14 protein-coding genes and 1 riboswitch are annotated in these 15,673 nt (G+C 68.9%); of the genes, 6 read left to right on the top strand and 8 right to left on the bottom strand.

Translation table 11 applies throughout. From position 1 onward, the window contains the following. Positions 1–13: 13 nt before the first annotated feature. The 3 genes from cydB to hisC form a co-directional block, all read right to left on the bottom strand. Positions 14–1,018, bottom strand: a complete 1,005-nt coding sequence (gene cydB / locus IG54_RS0109980) for a cytochrome d ubiquinol oxidase subunit II (RefSeq protein ID WP_030780186.1) — start codon at positions 1,016–1,018, stop codon at positions 14–16. A 19-nt stretch (positions 1,019–1,037) separates the two neighbouring features. After that, complete coding sequence (locus tag IG54_RS0109975) at positions 1,038–2,579, bottom strand: cytochrome ubiquinol oxidase subunit I (RefSeq protein ID WP_030780182.1); 1,542 nt, start codon at positions 2,577–2,579, stop codon at positions 1,038–1,040. Between the two features lie 241 nt (positions 2,580–2,820). Then, the gene (gene hisC / locus IG54_RS0109970) at positions 2,821–3,900 is read right to left on the bottom strand and encodes a histidinol-phosphate transaminase (RefSeq protein ID WP_030780179.1); all 1,080 of its coding nucleotides are present in this window, start codon (positions 3,898–3,900) and stop codon (positions 2,821–2,823) included. A 396-nt stretch (positions 3,901–4,296) separates the two neighbouring features. Between hisC and IG54_RS0109965 the strand changes: the two genes are divergently transcribed. From IG54_RS0109965 to IG54_RS0109955, 3 genes are all read left to right on the top strand, one after another. After that, positions 4,297–5,418: a LacI family DNA-binding transcriptional regulator gene (locus IG54_RS0109965; RefSeq protein WP_030780176.1), complete on the top strand. Its 1,122-nt coding sequence runs from the start codon at positions 4,297–4,299 to the stop codon at positions 5,416–5,418. A gap of 213 nt (positions 5,419–5,631) precedes the next feature. Continuing rightward, on the top strand, positions 5,632–6,714 hold the full coding sequence (locus tag IG54_RS0109960) for a metallophosphoesterase (protein WP_267883635.1): 1,083 nt from the start codon (positions 5,632–5,634) through the stop codon (positions 6,712–6,714). A 180-nt stretch (positions 6,715–6,894) separates the two neighbouring features. Further along, complete coding sequence (locus IG54_RS0109955) at positions 6,895–7,788, top strand: hypothetical protein (protein WP_030780168.1); 894 nt, start codon at positions 6,895–6,897, stop codon at positions 7,786–7,788. A gap of 60 nt (positions 7,789–7,848) precedes the next feature. Here the strand turns inward: IG54_RS0109955 and thiC are convergent, their stop codons facing one another. After that, positions 7,849–9,639 (bottom strand): phosphomethylpyrimidine synthase ThiC, encoded by a 1,791-nt coding sequence (gene thiC / locus IG54_RS0109950; RefSeq protein WP_030780164.1) that lies wholly within the window; start codon positions 9,637–9,639, stop codon positions 7,849–7,851. Next, positions 9,632–9,787, bottom strand: a riboswitch (TPP riboswitch). It overlaps the preceding gene by 8 nt. A 71-nt stretch (positions 9,788–9,858) precedes the next feature. Between thiC and IG54_RS0109945 the strand changes: the two genes are divergently transcribed. Then, on the top strand, positions 9,859–11,259 hold the full coding sequence (locus IG54_RS0109945) for a YibE/F family protein (RefSeq protein ID WP_030780161.1): 1,401 nt from the start codon (positions 9,859–9,861) through the stop codon (positions 11,257–11,259). A gap of 176 nt (positions 11,260–11,435) precedes the next feature. Here the strand turns inward: IG54_RS0109945 and IG54_RS0109940 are convergent, their stop codons facing one another. The 4 genes from IG54_RS0109940 to IG54_RS0109925 all read right to left on the bottom strand — a co-directional run bounded on the left by IG54_RS0109940 (position 11,436) and on the right by IG54_RS0109925 (position 13,870). Then, entirely contained in the window at positions 11,436–11,873 is a 438-nt protein-coding gene (locus IG54_RS0109940; RefSeq protein WP_030780158.1) for an SsgA family sporulation/cell division regulator, read from the bottom strand. Between the two features lie 106 nt (positions 11,874–11,979). Then, on the bottom strand, positions 11,980–12,705 hold the full coding sequence (locus IG54_RS0109935) for an IclR family transcriptional regulator (RefSeq protein WP_037896808.1): 726 nt from the start codon (positions 12,703–12,705) through the stop codon (positions 11,980–11,982). 471 nt (positions 12,706–13,176) lie between these two features. Then, positions 13,177–13,398: a DUF5326 family protein gene (locus IG54_RS0109930; RefSeq protein WP_030780152.1), complete on the bottom strand. Its 222-nt coding sequence runs from the start codon at positions 13,396–13,398 to the stop codon at positions 13,177–13,179. 154 nt (positions 13,399–13,552) lie between these two features. Then, a complete protein-coding gene (locus IG54_RS0109925; protein WP_030780149.1) occupies positions 13,553–13,870 on the bottom strand; it encodes a cupin domain-containing protein in 318 nt (105 codons plus the stop codon). Between the two features lie 96 nt (positions 13,871–13,966). On the opposite strand from IG54_RS0109925, the gene IG54_RS0109920 reads away from it, so the two are divergent. Together IG54_RS0109920 and IG54_RS0109915 are read left to right on the top strand one after the other, a co-directional pair. After that, positions 13,967–14,347, top strand: a complete 381-nt coding sequence (locus tag IG54_RS0109920) for a phage holin family protein (RefSeq protein ID WP_030780146.1) — start codon at positions 13,967–13,969, stop codon at positions 14,345–14,347. Positions 14,348–14,352: 5 nt separating this feature from the next. Then, positions 14,353–15,507, top strand: coding sequence for a cystathionine gamma-lyase (locus tag IG54_RS0109915; protein WP_030780143.1), 1,155 nt, complete (start codon positions 14,353–14,355; stop codon positions 15,505–15,507). The last annotated feature ends 166 nt before the right edge of the window (positions 15,508–15,673 follow it).

Below are 15,673 nucleotides of genomic sequence, written 5' to 3'. Positions count from 1 at the left end.
GGAACGTCAGGACCTAGTGCGCGGCGTCGGCGATGTGCTGTGTGCCGATCCGCTTGCGGAACACCCAGTACGTCCACCCCTGGTAGAGCATCACCACCGGCGCCGCGATGACCGCGCACCAGGTCATGATCTTCAGGGTGTAGGGACTGGACGAGGCGTTGGTGACCGTGAGGCTCCACTCGTCGTTCAGCGAGGACGGCATGACGTTCGGGAAGAGCGTCAGGAAGAGCATCGCGACGGACGCCGCGATGGTGATCCCCGACAGGGCGAAGGACCAGCCCTCGCGCCCCGCCTTGATCGCCCCGATGGCGCCGACCAGCGCGAGGACCGCCACGACCATCGCGACCAGGCTCTTGCCGTCGCCGTTGTCCGCCTGGGTCCACGTCAGGAACCCGAGTGCCAGCACAGCTGTGACGAGGCCGAGGCCGAGGGCCAGCTTGCGCGCCCGCACCCGGATGTCGCCCACCGTCTTGAGCGAGGCGAACACCGCGCCGTGGAAGGTGAACAGCGTCAGGGTGACCAGGCCGCCCAGGATCGCGTACGGGTTGAGCAGGTCCCAGAAGGTGCCCACGTACTCCTTGTGGGCGTCGATCTTGACGCCGCGCGTGATGTTGCCGAAGGCCACGCCCCACATCACCGCCGGGATCAGCGAGGACCAGAAGATCGCGTGCTCCCAGTTGGTCTGCCACCGCTCCTCGGGCCGCTTGGCGCGGTACTCGAAGGCGACACCGCGCACGATCAGGCAGAGCAGGATGACGAGCAGCGGCAGGTAGAAGCCGGAGAAGAGCGTCGCGTACCACTCGGGGAAGGCGGCGAAGGTCGCTCCGCCCGCCGTGAGCAGCCACACCTCGTTGCCGTCCCAGACGGGGCCGATGGTGTTGATGAGGACCCGCTTCTCGACCCGGTCGCGGGCGAGCAGCTTGGTCAGGACCCCTATCCCGAAGTCGAAGCCCTCCAGGAAGAAGTAGCCGATCCACAGAACGGCGATCAGTACGAACCAGATGTCGTGGAGTTCCATGTCCTGAGCGCTCCTTCCTTCAGTACGAGAAGGCCATGGGCCGGTCGGCATCGTCGTCGGAGTCCGCGCCGCCCGACCCCGGGCCCGGTCCGCCGATCTTGGTGGGCGGGTTGAGGTCCGCCTCGGTCAGCTCGGGCGGCCCCTTGCGGACGTACTTGAGGAGCAGCTTCACCTCGATCACGGCGAGGATCGCGTAGATGAGCGTGAAGCCGATCAGCGAAGTGAGCACCTCGCCCTGCGAGACGCCCGGCGAGACCGCGTCCCTGGTGCGCAGCACTCCGTAGACCACCCAGGGCTGACGGCCCGTCTCGGTGAATATCCAGCCCCAGGCGGTGCCGATGAGGGGGAAGATCAGCGTCCACTGCGAGAGCCGCCACCACCAGTCGCCGAGCTTCGGCGACAGCTCCTTGTTCTTGGTGAGCATGAGCTTGGGGATGTCGTCCGCGCCGGTGCGGTGCTCCGGAGCGAGCCAGAACTTCTTCCGCGTCAGCCACAGGCCCGCCGTGCACAGGGCCATGGAGACCCCGCCGAAGCCGATCATCCAGCGGTACGACCAGTAGGCGGTGGGGATGTTGGGCCGGTAGTCGCCGGGCCCGAACTTGTCCTGCGCCTCCTTGTTGAGGTCGTTGATGCCGGGGATCTCGGCGCTGAAGTTGTTCTTGGCGAGGAAGGACAGGACTCCGGGGACCTCGATGGCGACCTTGTTGTGCCCCTCGGCGACATCGCCGTACGCGAAGATCGAGAAGGGCGCCGGCTTCTCGGACTCCCACAGCGCCTCGGCCGCCGACATCTTCATCGGCTGCTGCTCGTACATGACCTTGCCGAGGGTGTCGGCGCTGACCACGGTGAGCAGGGTGCCGACGAAGGCGGTGACCAGGCCGAGCCGCAGCGACATGCGCATGGTGCGGATGTGCCGCTTCTTGCGCAGGTGGACGATGGCGATGCCGGTCATGAAGGCGCCGCCGACCAGGATGGCCGCCGAGATGACGTGGAAGAAGTTGACCAGCGTCGTCTCCTGGAAGAGCACCTTGGCGAAGTCGGTGAGTTCCGCCCGCTTGGTGCCGTCCCGCTCCACGATCTTGTAGCCGACCGGGTGCTGCATAAAGGCGTTCGCGGCGATGATGAAGTACGCCGACAGGATCGTGCCGATGGAGACGATCCAGATCGTCGCGCAGTGCAGCTTCTTCGGCAGCTTGTCCCAGCCGAAGATCCACAGGCCGATGAAGGTCGACTCGAAGAAGAAGGCGATCAGGGCCTCGAAGGCGAGGGGAGCGCCGAAGACGTCACCGACGAAGCGCGAGTAGTCGGACCAGTTCATGCCGAACTGGAACTCCTGGACGATGCCGGTGACGACACCCATCGCGATGTTGATCAGGAACAGCTTCCCCCAGAACTTGGTCGCCCTGAGGTAGTGCTCCTTGCCCGTCCGCACCCACGCCGTCTCGAGGATCGCCGTCAGGGCGGCCAGCGAGATCGTCAGGGGGACGAACAGGAAGTGGTAGACGGTCGTGATGCCGAACTGCCATCGCGCCAGAGTCTCCGGCGCCAGAGCCAGGTCCACTGCGTCTCTCCTTACTCGCCGTGGTCATCGCGGCAATTACCCCGGTCTGTCCCACCGATCTCCGGAGGAACCGGGACGCGCTTGTGAACGCGTTCACATTCACAAGCATTATGTCGTACTGGCGATCGGCACCCAAACGGGGGTCCCCTCTTACCGCCGGAAACGCGAGTGCGCCCCGGCATCGCACGCCGGGGCCCACTCGGAGTTGCCGGGTCCCACCCGGAGTCACGGGACGTCCGCGCTACAGCTCCTTGCGGAACGCCTCCGCCGCCGCCAGGAAGATGTCGTTGGCCTCGGTCTCGCCGATCGTGGCCCGCATCCCCTCGCCGGCGAACGGCCGCACGACCACGCCGGCCCGCTCACAGGCCGCCGCGAAGTCGGTCGTACGGTCCCCGAGCCGCAGCCACACGAAGTTCGCCTGCGTCTCGGGCACCGTCCAGCCCTGCCCGCGCAGCGCCTCGACCACCCGCGTGCGCTCGGCGACCAGTGAGCCGACGCGGCCCATCAGCTCGTCCTCGGCCCGCAACGAGGCCACCGCGGCGTCCTGCGCGAGCTGGCTCACCCCGAAGGGCACCGCCGTCTTGCGCAGCGCGGCGGCCACCGGCTCATGGGCCACCGCGAAGCCGACGCGCAGCCCCGCGAGCCCGTACGCCTTGGAGAACGTCCGAAGGACACAGACGTTCGGGCGATCGCGGTAGATCTCGATGCCGTCCGGAACCTCGGGATCACGGATGAACTCGCGGTACGCCTCATCGAGCACGACCAGGACGTCGCTCGGCACCCGGTCCAGGAAGCGCTCGAGTTCGGCCCTGCGGACCACGGTGCCGGTGGGGTTGTTGGGGTTGCAGACAAAGATGAGGCGGGTGCGGTCCGTGATGGCGTCGGCCATCGCGTCCAGGTCGTGGACCTCGCCCTCCGTCAACGGCACCCGCACCGACGTCGCCCCGCTGACCTGCGTGATGATCGGGTACGCCTCGAAGGACCGCCAGGCGTAGACGACCTCGTCACCCGGGCCCGAGGTGGCCTGAAGGAGCTGCTGGGCCACGCCGACCGAGCCGGTACCGGTGGCGATGTGCGAGACGGGCACCCCGAAGCGCTCCGCCAGCTCACTCATCAGGCCCGTGCACGCCATGTCGGGGTAGCGGTTGAAGGACCCGGCCGCGGCGAGCGCGGTCTCCAGGACGCCGGGGAGCGGCGGATAGGGGTTCTCGTTGGAGGACAGCTTGTAGGCCACCGGGCCGTCGGCCGCGGCGGGCTTGCCCGGCTTGTAGGTGGGAATACCCTCCAGCTCGGCGCGCAGCCTCGGGCTCGTCTCGCTCACCGCAGTCCTCCTCGTACCAGTGCCAGAACAGTTCGAATACTGCTCACCTTATGAGGATTCGCCGCCGGTGCGAATGGCCTCGGGATATCCGCGTACGAAGGTCCGGACCACCGCCCCACGAAGGCGCGCGGAGCCGGTGGGGCGCCTCGTGCTCCCCCGTGCGCCGGTGGCCCGCGCCGTGGCGCGCGTCACCCGTGAAGGTGAGTTGAGACCTCTTCGAGACCTACCGCATTCGACAGGCCCGCACGCGACGATCAGCGGCACCCACCGTCCACCTCGTCAACTACCTTGCTTTCCATGGTCATTGAGGAGTCGACGCCATGCAGAAACGTGCCTGTCAACGAGTGAATATGCGCCCGCGCTACCCACCCCAATGAGCCCTACTATCGGCTCGCCATGACAGCAGCAGGGAAGCACCAGGTGAGCCGAGCGGAGACCGCCCGCCGGGGCAACCGGCAGAGCAGAGCGGGCATCAGAGACGTCGCCGCCGCCGCCGGTGTCTCCATCACGACGGTCTCCGACGCCCTCAACGGCAAGGGACGGCTGCCCGATGCCACCCGACGCCATGTCCGAGAAGTCGCCGAGAGACTGGGTTACCGCCCGTCCGCGGCGGCCCGAACCCTCCGTACCGGCAAGTCCGGCCTCATCGGCCTGACCGTGACGACGTACGGGGATGAACCTTTCACCTTCACCGAGTTCGCCTATTTCGCGGAGATGGCCAGAGCCGCCACCTCCGCCGCCCTCGCCCGGGGTTACGCCCTGGTCATCCTCCCCGCCACCTCGCGCCGCAGCCCGGTCGACGTGTGGTCCAACGTCGCGCTCGACGGCACCGTCGTCGTCGACCCCTCCGACCACGACCCCGTCGTCACCGAGCTGGTCAGACAGGGTCTTCCGGTGGTCTCCGACGGCCGCCCGGCGGGCTCGCTGCCCGTCACCGCCTGGGTCGACAACGACCACGAGGCCGCGGTCCTGGAGATCCTCGACCACCTCGCGGCCGCGGGCGCCCGCCGGATCGGCCTGCTCACCGGCACCACCACGGACACCTACACCCATCTGTCGACGACCGCGTATCTGCGCTGGTGCGAGCGCGTGGGCCAGGACCCGGTCTACGAGTCCTACCCCGCCCACGATCCATGCGCGGGCGCCGTCGCCGCCGACCGGCTGCTCGCCAGGCCCGACCGGCCCGACGCCGTCTACGGCCTCTTCGACCCCAACGGCACCGACCTGCTCGCCGCCGCCCGGCGGTACGGCCTGCGCGTCCCCGACGACCTGCTGCTCGTCTGCTGTAGCGAGTCGATGGTGTACGCCACCACGGAACCGCCCATCACCACACTCTCCCTCAAACCGCGCCGCATCGGCACGGCCGTCGTGCAGCTCCTCATCGACGCCATCGAGGGCCTCGACTCGGGGCGGCCCGTCGAGCAGGTGATACCGACCGAACTGATCGTGCGCACCTCGTCCGAGCGACGTCCGCCGCGCACGACGGTCAGCCCGCCGCGCTCCTCGGGCTCCGGCTGACCCGCACGATGACGGGCAGAGGCCTGCTCCCACCCCGCTACCAACAGGGAAACCTCTGCCCAATTCGGGATAAATCCTCGGTGAACACGTGCCGGGGGCCGATTCACCACCCCTGGTGCACCACACAGCGGGAGCCGCATTCCTATGATGGGCGGACGACACCGCGGGCGCTGCGACCAGGCAGTCCGTTCTCGGTGCAGATGCGGCGCAATGGTGGTGGAGGGGTCGATGACTCAGGGGGCCGGTCAGGGACCCGATGTGCGGACGGCGACGCTGCGCGACTTCCGCGTACCGGCGTACGTCCATGAGACAGCCGGCCCCGCCGAGGTGAGCCCCGCGCCCCCGGTCCCGGCGCCGGGTGAGGTGCGGGGCGACGGCTACACGCCGACCCAGCGCGACCTGCCGGTCATCAACCGCGGGGACACCGTCCAGGTGCAGGTCATGCCGGAGCCCCCGCAGCCGCGGCCGGGCGACGAGCACGGCCCCCTGTTCGTCGTCGGCGACGTCCACGGCTATCTGGACGAGCTGCTCGCGGCCCTCCAGGAGCAGGGCCTCATCGACGCCGACGGCAACTGGTCCGCGGGCAACGCACGCCTGTGGTTCCTCGGCGACTTCACCGACCGCGGGCCCGACGGCATCGGCGTGATCGACCTCGTGATGCGGCTGTCCGCCGAGGCCGCGGCCGCCGGTGGCTACTGCAAGGCGCTGATGGGCAACCACGAGCTGCTCCTGCTCGGCGCCAAGCGCTTCGGCGACACCCCCGTCAACTCCGGGGCGGGCACCGCCACCTTCCAGGCCGCCTGGCTGCTCAACGGCGGCCAGAAGACCGACATGGAGCGCCTGGAGGACCACCACCTCCAGTGGATGGCCCGCCTGGACGCGATGGAGGAGGCCGACGGCCATCTCCTCGTGCACTCCGACACGACCGCCTATCTGGATTACGGCGACTCGATCGAGGCAGTGAACGACACCATCCGCGAGACCCTCACCCGCAACGACGCCAACGAATGCTGGGACCTCTTCCGCAAGTTCACCAAGCGCTTCGCCTTCCGCGACGAGTCCGGCCCCTCGGCCGTACGTGAACTCCTGGACATGTACGGCGGCACACGCATCGTCCACGGCCACAGCCCCATCCCCTACCTCCTGGGTGACGTCGGCTCCGAGGACGAGTCGGACGGGGGCGGCCCGGTCATCGAGGGGCCGCACGTGTACGCCGACGGCCTGGCCATCGCGATGGACGGCGGAGTGACCATGGCCGGAAAGCTACTGGTCTGCCAACTCCCCCTGGGTATCTGAGCGTTCGCTGGGCAGGCGCCCCTCTACAGGATCACGCTGGCCAGGGGGGCCAATTCTGGAAACCCCCTGTCACCGCGTGCTGTCACGGCTCTACCATCGGCTTATCCGTAGCAGGCTCCCCTCCGTTTCTGCCCGACGGCTCGTAGCCATGCGAGCCTTAGCCCTACGGAGCATCGGGGGATGCACATGAACAGCGCTCCACACCTGCTCAATGAGGACCGCCCCGAATACGAGCGGATCCTCGACGAGGCGCTGCGCACCGCACCTGACCGTCCTGAACTCGCCGCAGTGGGCCAGCGGCTCAACACCGAACAACTGCGCACCATGGCCCTGAACGCGACAGCACTGATCACGGCCGCCGCCGCGGCCGAGTACGCGCACTACGTGAAGGTTCGCGAGGAGTTGCGCGAACCTCGACCGTCCTCCACCTCGATTCGCGAAGGGAGCGGAGAGAGCGCCGCGGAGTCGGGCCCCGGCGGCATCGGCCTCGCCACGGCGATGGGCGAGGTCGCCGAACCGGCAGCGGTGGCGGGAGCCGGGGCGGCTGCCGTCGTCGCGGTCCTCGCGCCCGTCCTCGCGGGCACGGCCGCCGCGATCTTCCTGCTCGTCGGCTACATCCTGAAGATGCTCAACCCCGAGCCCGCCTTCGCGGACACCCTGCTCACCGCGGGCTGGCTGTTCGGCGCGCTCACCGCCGCGGGCATCCTGGTCGGCGCGGTCGGCCTGCTCCTGACGGCCCTGCGCAACGGCTCCACCTCGCTCCAGGCGGGACGGCTCCACGGCGAGCGGTACGAGGAGGTGTCCCGAGCCAGGGAGGCCTGGGGACAGGCCCTCCTGGAGCAGGGGGTCGTGCCGTTCCTCCGGGAGGCCCTGGCGGATCCCGGGGCGGTACGCACCGCTCGCGCGCACGTTTCCGAAGCCCCCGGAGGGGGCGGCCGCATGCCGCAGCTGGGCTACGACCGGCCGGGGTTCAGCAGCCCCGACGGCGGCCCGGCCGCCGGATCACGGCCGAGCTTCTCCAGCCCGGACTTCTCCAGCCCGGACTTCGGCGGGCCCGATCACAAGCCGGAGTAGGCCGGGGTGTCCGCAGAGCTGCCACGGTGCTCTGCGGACACCCCGTCCACAGCCGCCGGCTCAGTCGGCGATGGGCAGATAGACGCGGTTGCCCGCCGCGGCGAACTCCTTGGACTTCTGCTCCATGCCCGCCTCGATCTCCTTCTCCTCCAGGTCACCGCCGTGCCGACGGCGGATGTCCTGGGAGATCTTCATCGAACAGAACTTCGGCCCGCACATCGAGCAGAAGTGTGCCGTCTTCGCGGGCTCGGCGGGCAGCGTCTCGTCGTGGAACTCCCGTGCGGTGACCGGGTCCAGGGCGAGGTTGAACTGGTCCTCCCAGCGGAATTCGAAGCGCGCGTCCGAGAGCGCGTCGTCCCAGTCCTGCGCGCCCGGGTGGCCCTTGGCGAGGTCCGCCGCGTGCGCCGCGATCTTGTACGTGATGACGCCGGTCTTCACGTCGTCGCGGTTGGGCAGGCCCAGGTGCTCCTTGGGCGTGACGTAGCAGAGCATGGCCGTGCCCCACCAGCCGATCATCGCGGCGCCGATGCCGGAGGTGATGTGGTCATAGGCGGGCGCGATGTCCGTGGTCAGCGGGCCGAGGGTGTAGAACGGCGCCTCCTCGCAGATCTCCTGCTGAAGGTCGATGTTCTCCTTGATCTTGTGCATCGGGACGTGACCGGGGCCCTCGATCATCGTCTGTACGTTGTGACGCTTGGCGATCGTGTTGAGTTCCCCGAGCGTGCGCAACTCCGCGAACTGCGCCTCGTCATTGGCGTCCGCGATCGAACCGGGCCGCAGACCGTCGCCGAGCGAGTACGTCACGTCGTACGCCGCGAGGATTTCGCACAGCTCCTCGAAGTGCTCGTAGAGGAAGCTCTCCTTGTGGTGCGCCAGACACCAGGCGGCCATGATCGAACCGCCGCGCGAGACGATGCCGGTCTTGCGGTTGGCGGTCAGCGGGACGTACGGCAGGCGCACACCCGCGTGCACCGTCATGTAGTCCACGCCCTGCTCGGCCTGCTCGATGACCGTGTCCTTGTAGATCTCCCAGGTCAGCGCCTCGGCCTGGCCGTCGACCTTCTCCAGGGCCTGGTAGAGCGGCACGGTGCCGATGGGGACGGGGGAGTTGCGCAGGACCCACTCGCGGGTGGTGTGGATGTTGCGGCCGGTGGAGAGGTCCATGACCGTGTCGGCGCCCCACTTCGTCGCCCAGGTCATCTTGTCCACCTCCTCCTCGATGGAGGAGGTGACCGCGGAGTTGCCGATGTTGGCGTTCACCTTCACCAGGAACTTCTTGCCGATGATCATTGGCTCGATCTCCGGGTGGTTGACGTTCGCGGGAATCACGGCCCGGCCCGCGGCGACCTCCGCCCGCACGATCTCGGGGTCGATGTTCTCGCGGATCCCGATGAACTCCATCTCGGGCGTGATCTCGCCGCGCCGGGCGTACGCGAGCTGCGTCACCGCCTGCCCCGGGCGGCCGCGGCGCGGCTGGCGGGGGCGGCCGGGGAAGACCGCGTCGAGGTTCTTGAGGCCGCCACGGGGCGAGGTGTGCTTGATGCCGTCGTCCTCGGGGCGCGGCGGGCGGCCCACGTACTCCTCGGTGTCGCCGCGGGCGATGATCCAGTTCTCCCGCAGCGGCGGCAGTCCGCGGCGGACGTCGGTCTCGGCGTTCGGGTCGGTGTACGGACCCGACGTGTCGTACAGGGTGACGGCCTTGCCATTGGTGAGGTGCACCTGGCGGACCGGCACGCGCAGGTCGGGGCGCGAGCCCTCGACGTACGCCTTGTGCCAGCCGATGGACTTCCCGGCCTCGTTCAGGGACTCGCCCTGGCTGGAGGCAGGCGTGCGTGCGTCCGATGTGGTCATGAGACCTACTCCCTACGCCGGCATTACCCGGTAACAGGTTCGGCGGTCGACGCAGCGGATCCCGTACGGCTCGTGCACGAATTGTGCCGTTTCGTACGGAGGTCAGCGCCCTCTCAGCCCGGTGCTCCGAGCTCCCGCGATTGCAAAGGTGGCTCCACGCTAGCGTCATCTCGGGCGCGCTGAACAGAGGGCCCCCTCCGTTCTTGCGATGATCGGCCAGTGACCACCACAGCGCCGCCGCCGCCTCCGCCCGCGCAACCGCCCCACTCCGGCCCGCCCCCGGACGGCCCCGGGCATGACCACGGGCACGGCCACGGGCACGCCCACAGCCACGGTCCGGCCGCTCCCGTCTCCCAGCATCTGCGCAAGGTCATCGCCGCGGTGCTGATCCCCTTCGCCGCCGCGGTCGTCGTGGGCCTGGTGGTGCTCTGGCCCGGTGGCGCCCCCTCGCACGAGCGGACCGGCGTCGGCTTCGACCGGCAGACGCAGTCGGCGAAGGTCACGAAGGTGCAGGAGCTGCCCTGCAAGGACCTCAGTCCCTCGCAGCCCCAGCCGAACGGCGACACCTCCACCCCCGAGGGCCGGTCCGCCCAGTCCTCGGCGACGGGCACCTGCAAGAAGGCGCTGATCGAGGTGAGCAGCGGCAAGGACAAGGGCCGCACGTTCACCGAGATCATCCAGCCGGACTCGCCCCGGCAACTCCACAAGGGCCAAGAGGTGGTGGTCGCCTACGAGCCCAAGGCGCCCGAGGGGTTGCAGTATTCGGTCACCGACGTGAACCGCAAGCTCCCGATGGCGCTGCTCGCCGGCATCTTCGCGCTCGCCGTCGTCGTGGTGGGACGGCTGCGCGGCGTGATGGCCCTGGTCGCCCTCGCCATCAGCTTCCTGGTCCTGACCTTCTTCATCCTGCCGGCCATCCTCCAAGGCTCGAACCCGCTGGTCGTGGCAGTGATCGGCGCGAGCGCCATCATGCTGGCCGCGCTCTATCTCTGCCACGGCCTCACGGCCCGTACGTCGGTCGCGGTGCTCGGCACTCTGATCTCCCTCCTGCTGATCGGCCTGCTCGGCTCGCTCTTCATCGGCTGGGCCGCGCTGACCGGCAACACCGACGACAACACCGGCCTCATCCACGGCCTGTACCCGTCCATCGACATGAGCGGCCTGCTGCTCGCGGGCGTCATCATCGGCTCGCTCGGCGTCCTCGACGACGTGACGGTCACCCAGACCTCGGCCGTGTGGGAACTGCACCAGGCCAACCCGAACATGGGCTGGCGCGGCCTGTACCGCGCGGGCATCCGCATCGGCCGCGACCACATCGCCTCGGTCGTCAACACCCTCGTCCTCGCCTACGCGGGCGCCGCCCTGCCCCTGCTCCTCCTCTTCTCCATCGCGCAGTCCAGCGTGGGCACGGTCGCCAACAGCGAGTTGGTCGCCGAGGAGATCGTGCGGACCCTGATCGGCTCGATCGGCCTGGTCGCCTCCGTGCCGGTGACGACCGCGCTGGCCGCCCTGGTCGTCTCCGCCGACCGCTCCACCGGCCCCGGCGCCCCGGCCCCGGCCACCGGCACCCCGCCGCGCCGCTCCTCCCGCGGCGGAAAGGGCCGACGCCGCAAGGCCTGACGGTCTGACGGTCTGGCGGTCTGGCGGTCTGGCGGTCTGGCAGCTTGACGGTCTGACGGTCTGACCCCGGAACGGTCCCGAAGGCGCAGACGGCACCCCGGTGGCCGTGGCGGTGCCCTGGCGATGCCCTCAAATGCACCAATCTGCCATTGGCATAGGCACATTGAGCCCGGGTCTCATCCCGCGTTCTGTTCCTCCGCCAGGATCCGGTCGAGCGTCTCGTCCAGATGCGCATCGAAGTCGGCGAGCGCGCGCTCCTGTCCGAGCGGCACCAACTTGTCCGTACGGTCCAGGAAGGCGAGCAGCGGCGGAATGCCCACGCGGAACAGCGCCTGGTCAGCGCCGACCTGAAGCTTGATCAGGGCCTCGTCGAGCAGATCGGGATCGGTGGGCTCGATGCGCACGTCCCCGACCCCACACGGCCTGCCCACCCCGTCGATCAGCAACTCCCTCCCGAAGGTCCAGGTCACCGGCGCGTCGCCAGGCAGATGGAACGTCAGCTGCACGGCATAAGGATCATCGGTCTCATAGCGCAACTCCACCGGGATACGAAACGACAGCTCCTCGGAAACAAGGAAGCTCATCATGACCTCTGCCTGAACCGACTCGTCCATCGCGCCGCCCTACCCCGTCACTTAGTCATCAAGGGGCCAGGAACCCACTCCCTGACACTTATGGCATCTTGCTTAACGTGCACACCAGATCACAAGGAGTGAGTTTTCAGATGCTGATAGAGAAGGCGAGTGTCCCTAGTAGCTTTCCGATCTCACGTTGCAACCTCTCCGCCGCGGGCAGCAACCGGTCGGCCTGACCGACGGGCACGGAAATGGCCAGGGTCGCCGCGGTGTCGCCCGCCAGGATCGGAACCGCGGCACAGACCGTCCCGAGTGCGTACTCCTGGCGCTCCACGACGGGCCGCATCCGCTCCATCGCGTCGAGGCGGCGCAGGAACGTTCGGTCGTCGCGGACCGAGTAACGCGTGATCGACTGAACCGGATAGCGGTCGAGGTGGTCCCGCCGTGCCTCGCCGTCGAGTTGGGACAGCAGGCACTGACCGATGGCGTGGGCGTGGCCCGTCTCGCGAAAGTCCGCCCACTCCTCCACGGCGGGGTTGCCCGGAGTGTCGGAGACCGCCACGATCTCGATCTCGCCCGCGCGGTAGACAGCGAAGTACACCGGCACTCCGATGGCGTCGCGGCAGTGCGCCAGGACGTCGCCGACCGTGCCGCGACGCTTCTGCTGTGCCCCGCTGCTGCTGAGCCGCTCGGCCGCCTCGCCGAGCACGAATACTCCTTTCTCTCGGCGCAGATAACCCTCGTGGGTCAGCGTGCGCAACAGGTGGTAGGCGGTAGGGAGCGCCAAACCCGCCTCGCGGGCCAACTGCTTGGCGGGCGCCCCGTACTGATGTGTGGCGGCGGCTTCCAGCAGCCGCATCGCACGCTGCACGGAGCCGATGAGGGTGGGGGTGACGGGGGCGGCGCCCGGTGCGGTGGCGTCGCCCGCCGGGCCTGCGTCGTTCGTTTGGCCTGCGCCGCCTGTCGGACCTGGATCGCCCGGTGGGCCAGCGCCACTCGTCGGATCAGCGGCACTGGCGGTAACTGGTGAAGTGGCGCCGACCGGTGAGGTGGAGGTGTCGACCGCGGCCAAGGTTCACTCCCGAAGCGCGTGGGGGGCCGCCCGTGCCCGGAGCAACACGGGTGGGCAGTGCGCCCGTCCGCGGGGAACGGCCCCGCGTCGGTTTTCGGACTCTAACCCTTGGCCACCGCTCTACGGCCGTTTGCCAGGAAACTTCCCCCGGCCGAGGGAATCGGTTCGAAAAGTCACCTCTCGGCAGTAACCACTCGTCGTTACGGTCGACCACCGCTCGGTACGGTCGATCACCGATCGGGACGGTCGATCACCAAACAGTGCGGACGATCACCAATCGGTGCGCGACGAGGACGATCCGGATATGAACTTCCGTACGACATAGATGAGTCCACCGACCAAGGCAACGAATAGCAGCGCCTTGAAAAGCAGGGCGATCACGAACCCGACAACGGCCGCTATCACGCTGCCGAACACGACCAAGGCGATGACGGGCACAGCCACCCACTTCACCCACCACGGCATTCCCGCAAAGATCTCCTTCGCTGCCATCGTCCTTACCTCTCTCCGCACACATCGCGTCGACGGGTTCCTGAATGTCCGCAGGCTCCCGGCTTGTTGCATTCGATGCTAGGTCGCCAAAGGGCGCGGTGGGGGCCTCGCAGCCCTTGTCCTCCCCTGATCCGCCCCCTAGGGGTCAGCCGGGTCAGGCCTCCGGCGGGGAGAAGACGACCAGGACGCGCAGGTCCTCGCTGATGTGGTGGAACTTGTGGGGCACCCCGGCCGGCACATAGACGACGCTGCCGCGCGCGACCGATGTGGTCTCCATGCCGACCGTGATCGAGGCGCGGCCGCTCACGACCATGTAGACCTCGTCCTGCCCGTGCGGCTGCTGCGGATCCGACTCCCCGGCGTTGAGCGCGTAGAGCCCGACCGACATGTTCCGCTCCCGCAGAAACTGTAGATACGCCCCGTCGTTCGCCGCGCGCTCCGCCTCCAGATCGTCCAGCCGGAATGCCTTCATCGCCCTCGTACGCCCCTCGCTGATACTCGCCCCGCGGAATCCCGCCGGTGCGCGTGGCCCGACCGCTCTCGTTCCACGTCTGCCACGATCAGACACATGAAGAATTTCGTAGTCAAGACGATCGCCAACGCCGCGGCCCTGGCCGTCGCCGTGTGGCTGTTCGACAAGATCACGCTGACCGGCGGCAGCACCGGCAAGAAGGTCGGCACCCTCATCGTCGTCGCCCTGCTCTTCGGCCTGGTGAACTTCCTGGTCAAGCCGGTGGTGAAGGTCCTGACGTTCCCGCTGTTCATCCTGACCCTCGGCCTGATCACCCTCGTGGTCAACGCCCTGATGCTGCTGCTCACCTCGTGGCTGGCCGACAAGTTCGACGTCAGCTTCCATGTGGAGGGCTTCTGGACCGCCGTCCTGGGCGGCCTGATCATCTCGATCGTTTCCTGGGCCATGAACGTGGTGCTCCCCGACGAGAAGGACTGAACGGCATGACGGACTCTGCTGCCATAGGCCTCGGGGACGGCACGCGGGCGGTGCGGGCCGGCCTGCCCGAGCCGGTGAAGCACGAACCCACCCTCCCCGGCCCGGTGTTCGCCGCGCACTTCCACCTGCCCGGCGACCCCACGGGCGGATACGCCTACGCGCGCGACGAGAACCCCACCTGGACGCACCTGGAGCGCGCCATCGGCGAGCTGGAGGCGCCGGGCTCGGCGGTCACCGGGGACGACGTCGAGACGCTCGTCTTCGCCTCGGGCATGGCCGCCATCTCGGCGGTGCTGTTCTCCCAGCTGCGCGCCGGGGACACGGTGGTCCTGCCGGACGACGGCTACCAGGTGCTCCCGCTGGTCCGCGAGCAGCTCACGGCGTACGGCATCGAGGTGCGCACCGCCCCGACCGCCGGTGACGCCCAGCTCGACGCCCTGGACGGTGCCAAGCTGCTGTGGCTCGAGACCCCGTCCAACCCGGGCCTCGACGTGTGCGACGTGCGTCGCCTCTCCGACGCGGCACGCGCGCGTGGCGCCCTGGTGGCGGTCGACAACACTCTGGCCACACCTCTCGGCCAGCGGCCCCTGGAACTCGGTGCGGACTTCGCGGTCGCCAGCGGTACGAAGATGCTCACCGGCCACGGTGACCTGCTCCTGGGATACGTGGCATGCCGCGACGCGGACCTGGCTGCCTCGGTGCGACGGTGGCGCAAGATCGTCGGGGCGATCCCGGGGCCGATGGAGGCCTGGCTCGCCCACCGCTCGCTCGCCACGCTCCAGCTGCGCGCCGACCGGCAGAACGCGAACGCCCTGGCCCTCGCCGAAGCCCTGCGGGACCGGTCCGAGGTGGCGGGGCTGCGTTATCCCGGGCTGCCCGATGACCCCTCGTATACGGTCGCCTCGCGGCAGATGCGGCGCTTCGGGTGCGTGGTCTCCTTCACGCTGCCCACCCGCGCGCGTGCCGAGCGTTTCCTGGAGGCGCTGCGTCTCGTCGACGACGCGACGAGCTTCGGCGGTGTGCGGTCCACGGCCGAACGGCGCGGGCGCTGGGGTGGTGACGACGTCCCGGAGGGCTTCATCCGCTTCTCCGCGGGCGCCGAGGACCCCGATGACCTGGTGGCGGACGTACTGCGCGCGCTGGACGAGTCGGCCGGGTGACCGCTGCCGACCGGCCCGGACTCCACTGCGCCGATGTTCCGAATGGCCCGGCCTCAACTCCGCCGACGCCGCCGATTTTCGGGACCGTTCATTGCGCGTAGCCGGGAGGCTGCCCCGAACGTCGACTGGGCTTGATGGCGGTCCCGGCTGGTGCGCGATGTTTCAC

Source organism: Streptomyces sp. NRRL S-920 (assembly GCF_000717945.1).
GTDB classification, from domain to species: Bacteria; Actinomycetota; Actinomycetes; order Streptomycetales; family Streptomycetaceae; genus Streptomyces; species Streptomyces alboniger.
The sequence above is the reverse complement of the archived record's forward strand: the minus strand, read 5'-3'. Positions and strand labels throughout refer to the sequence as shown.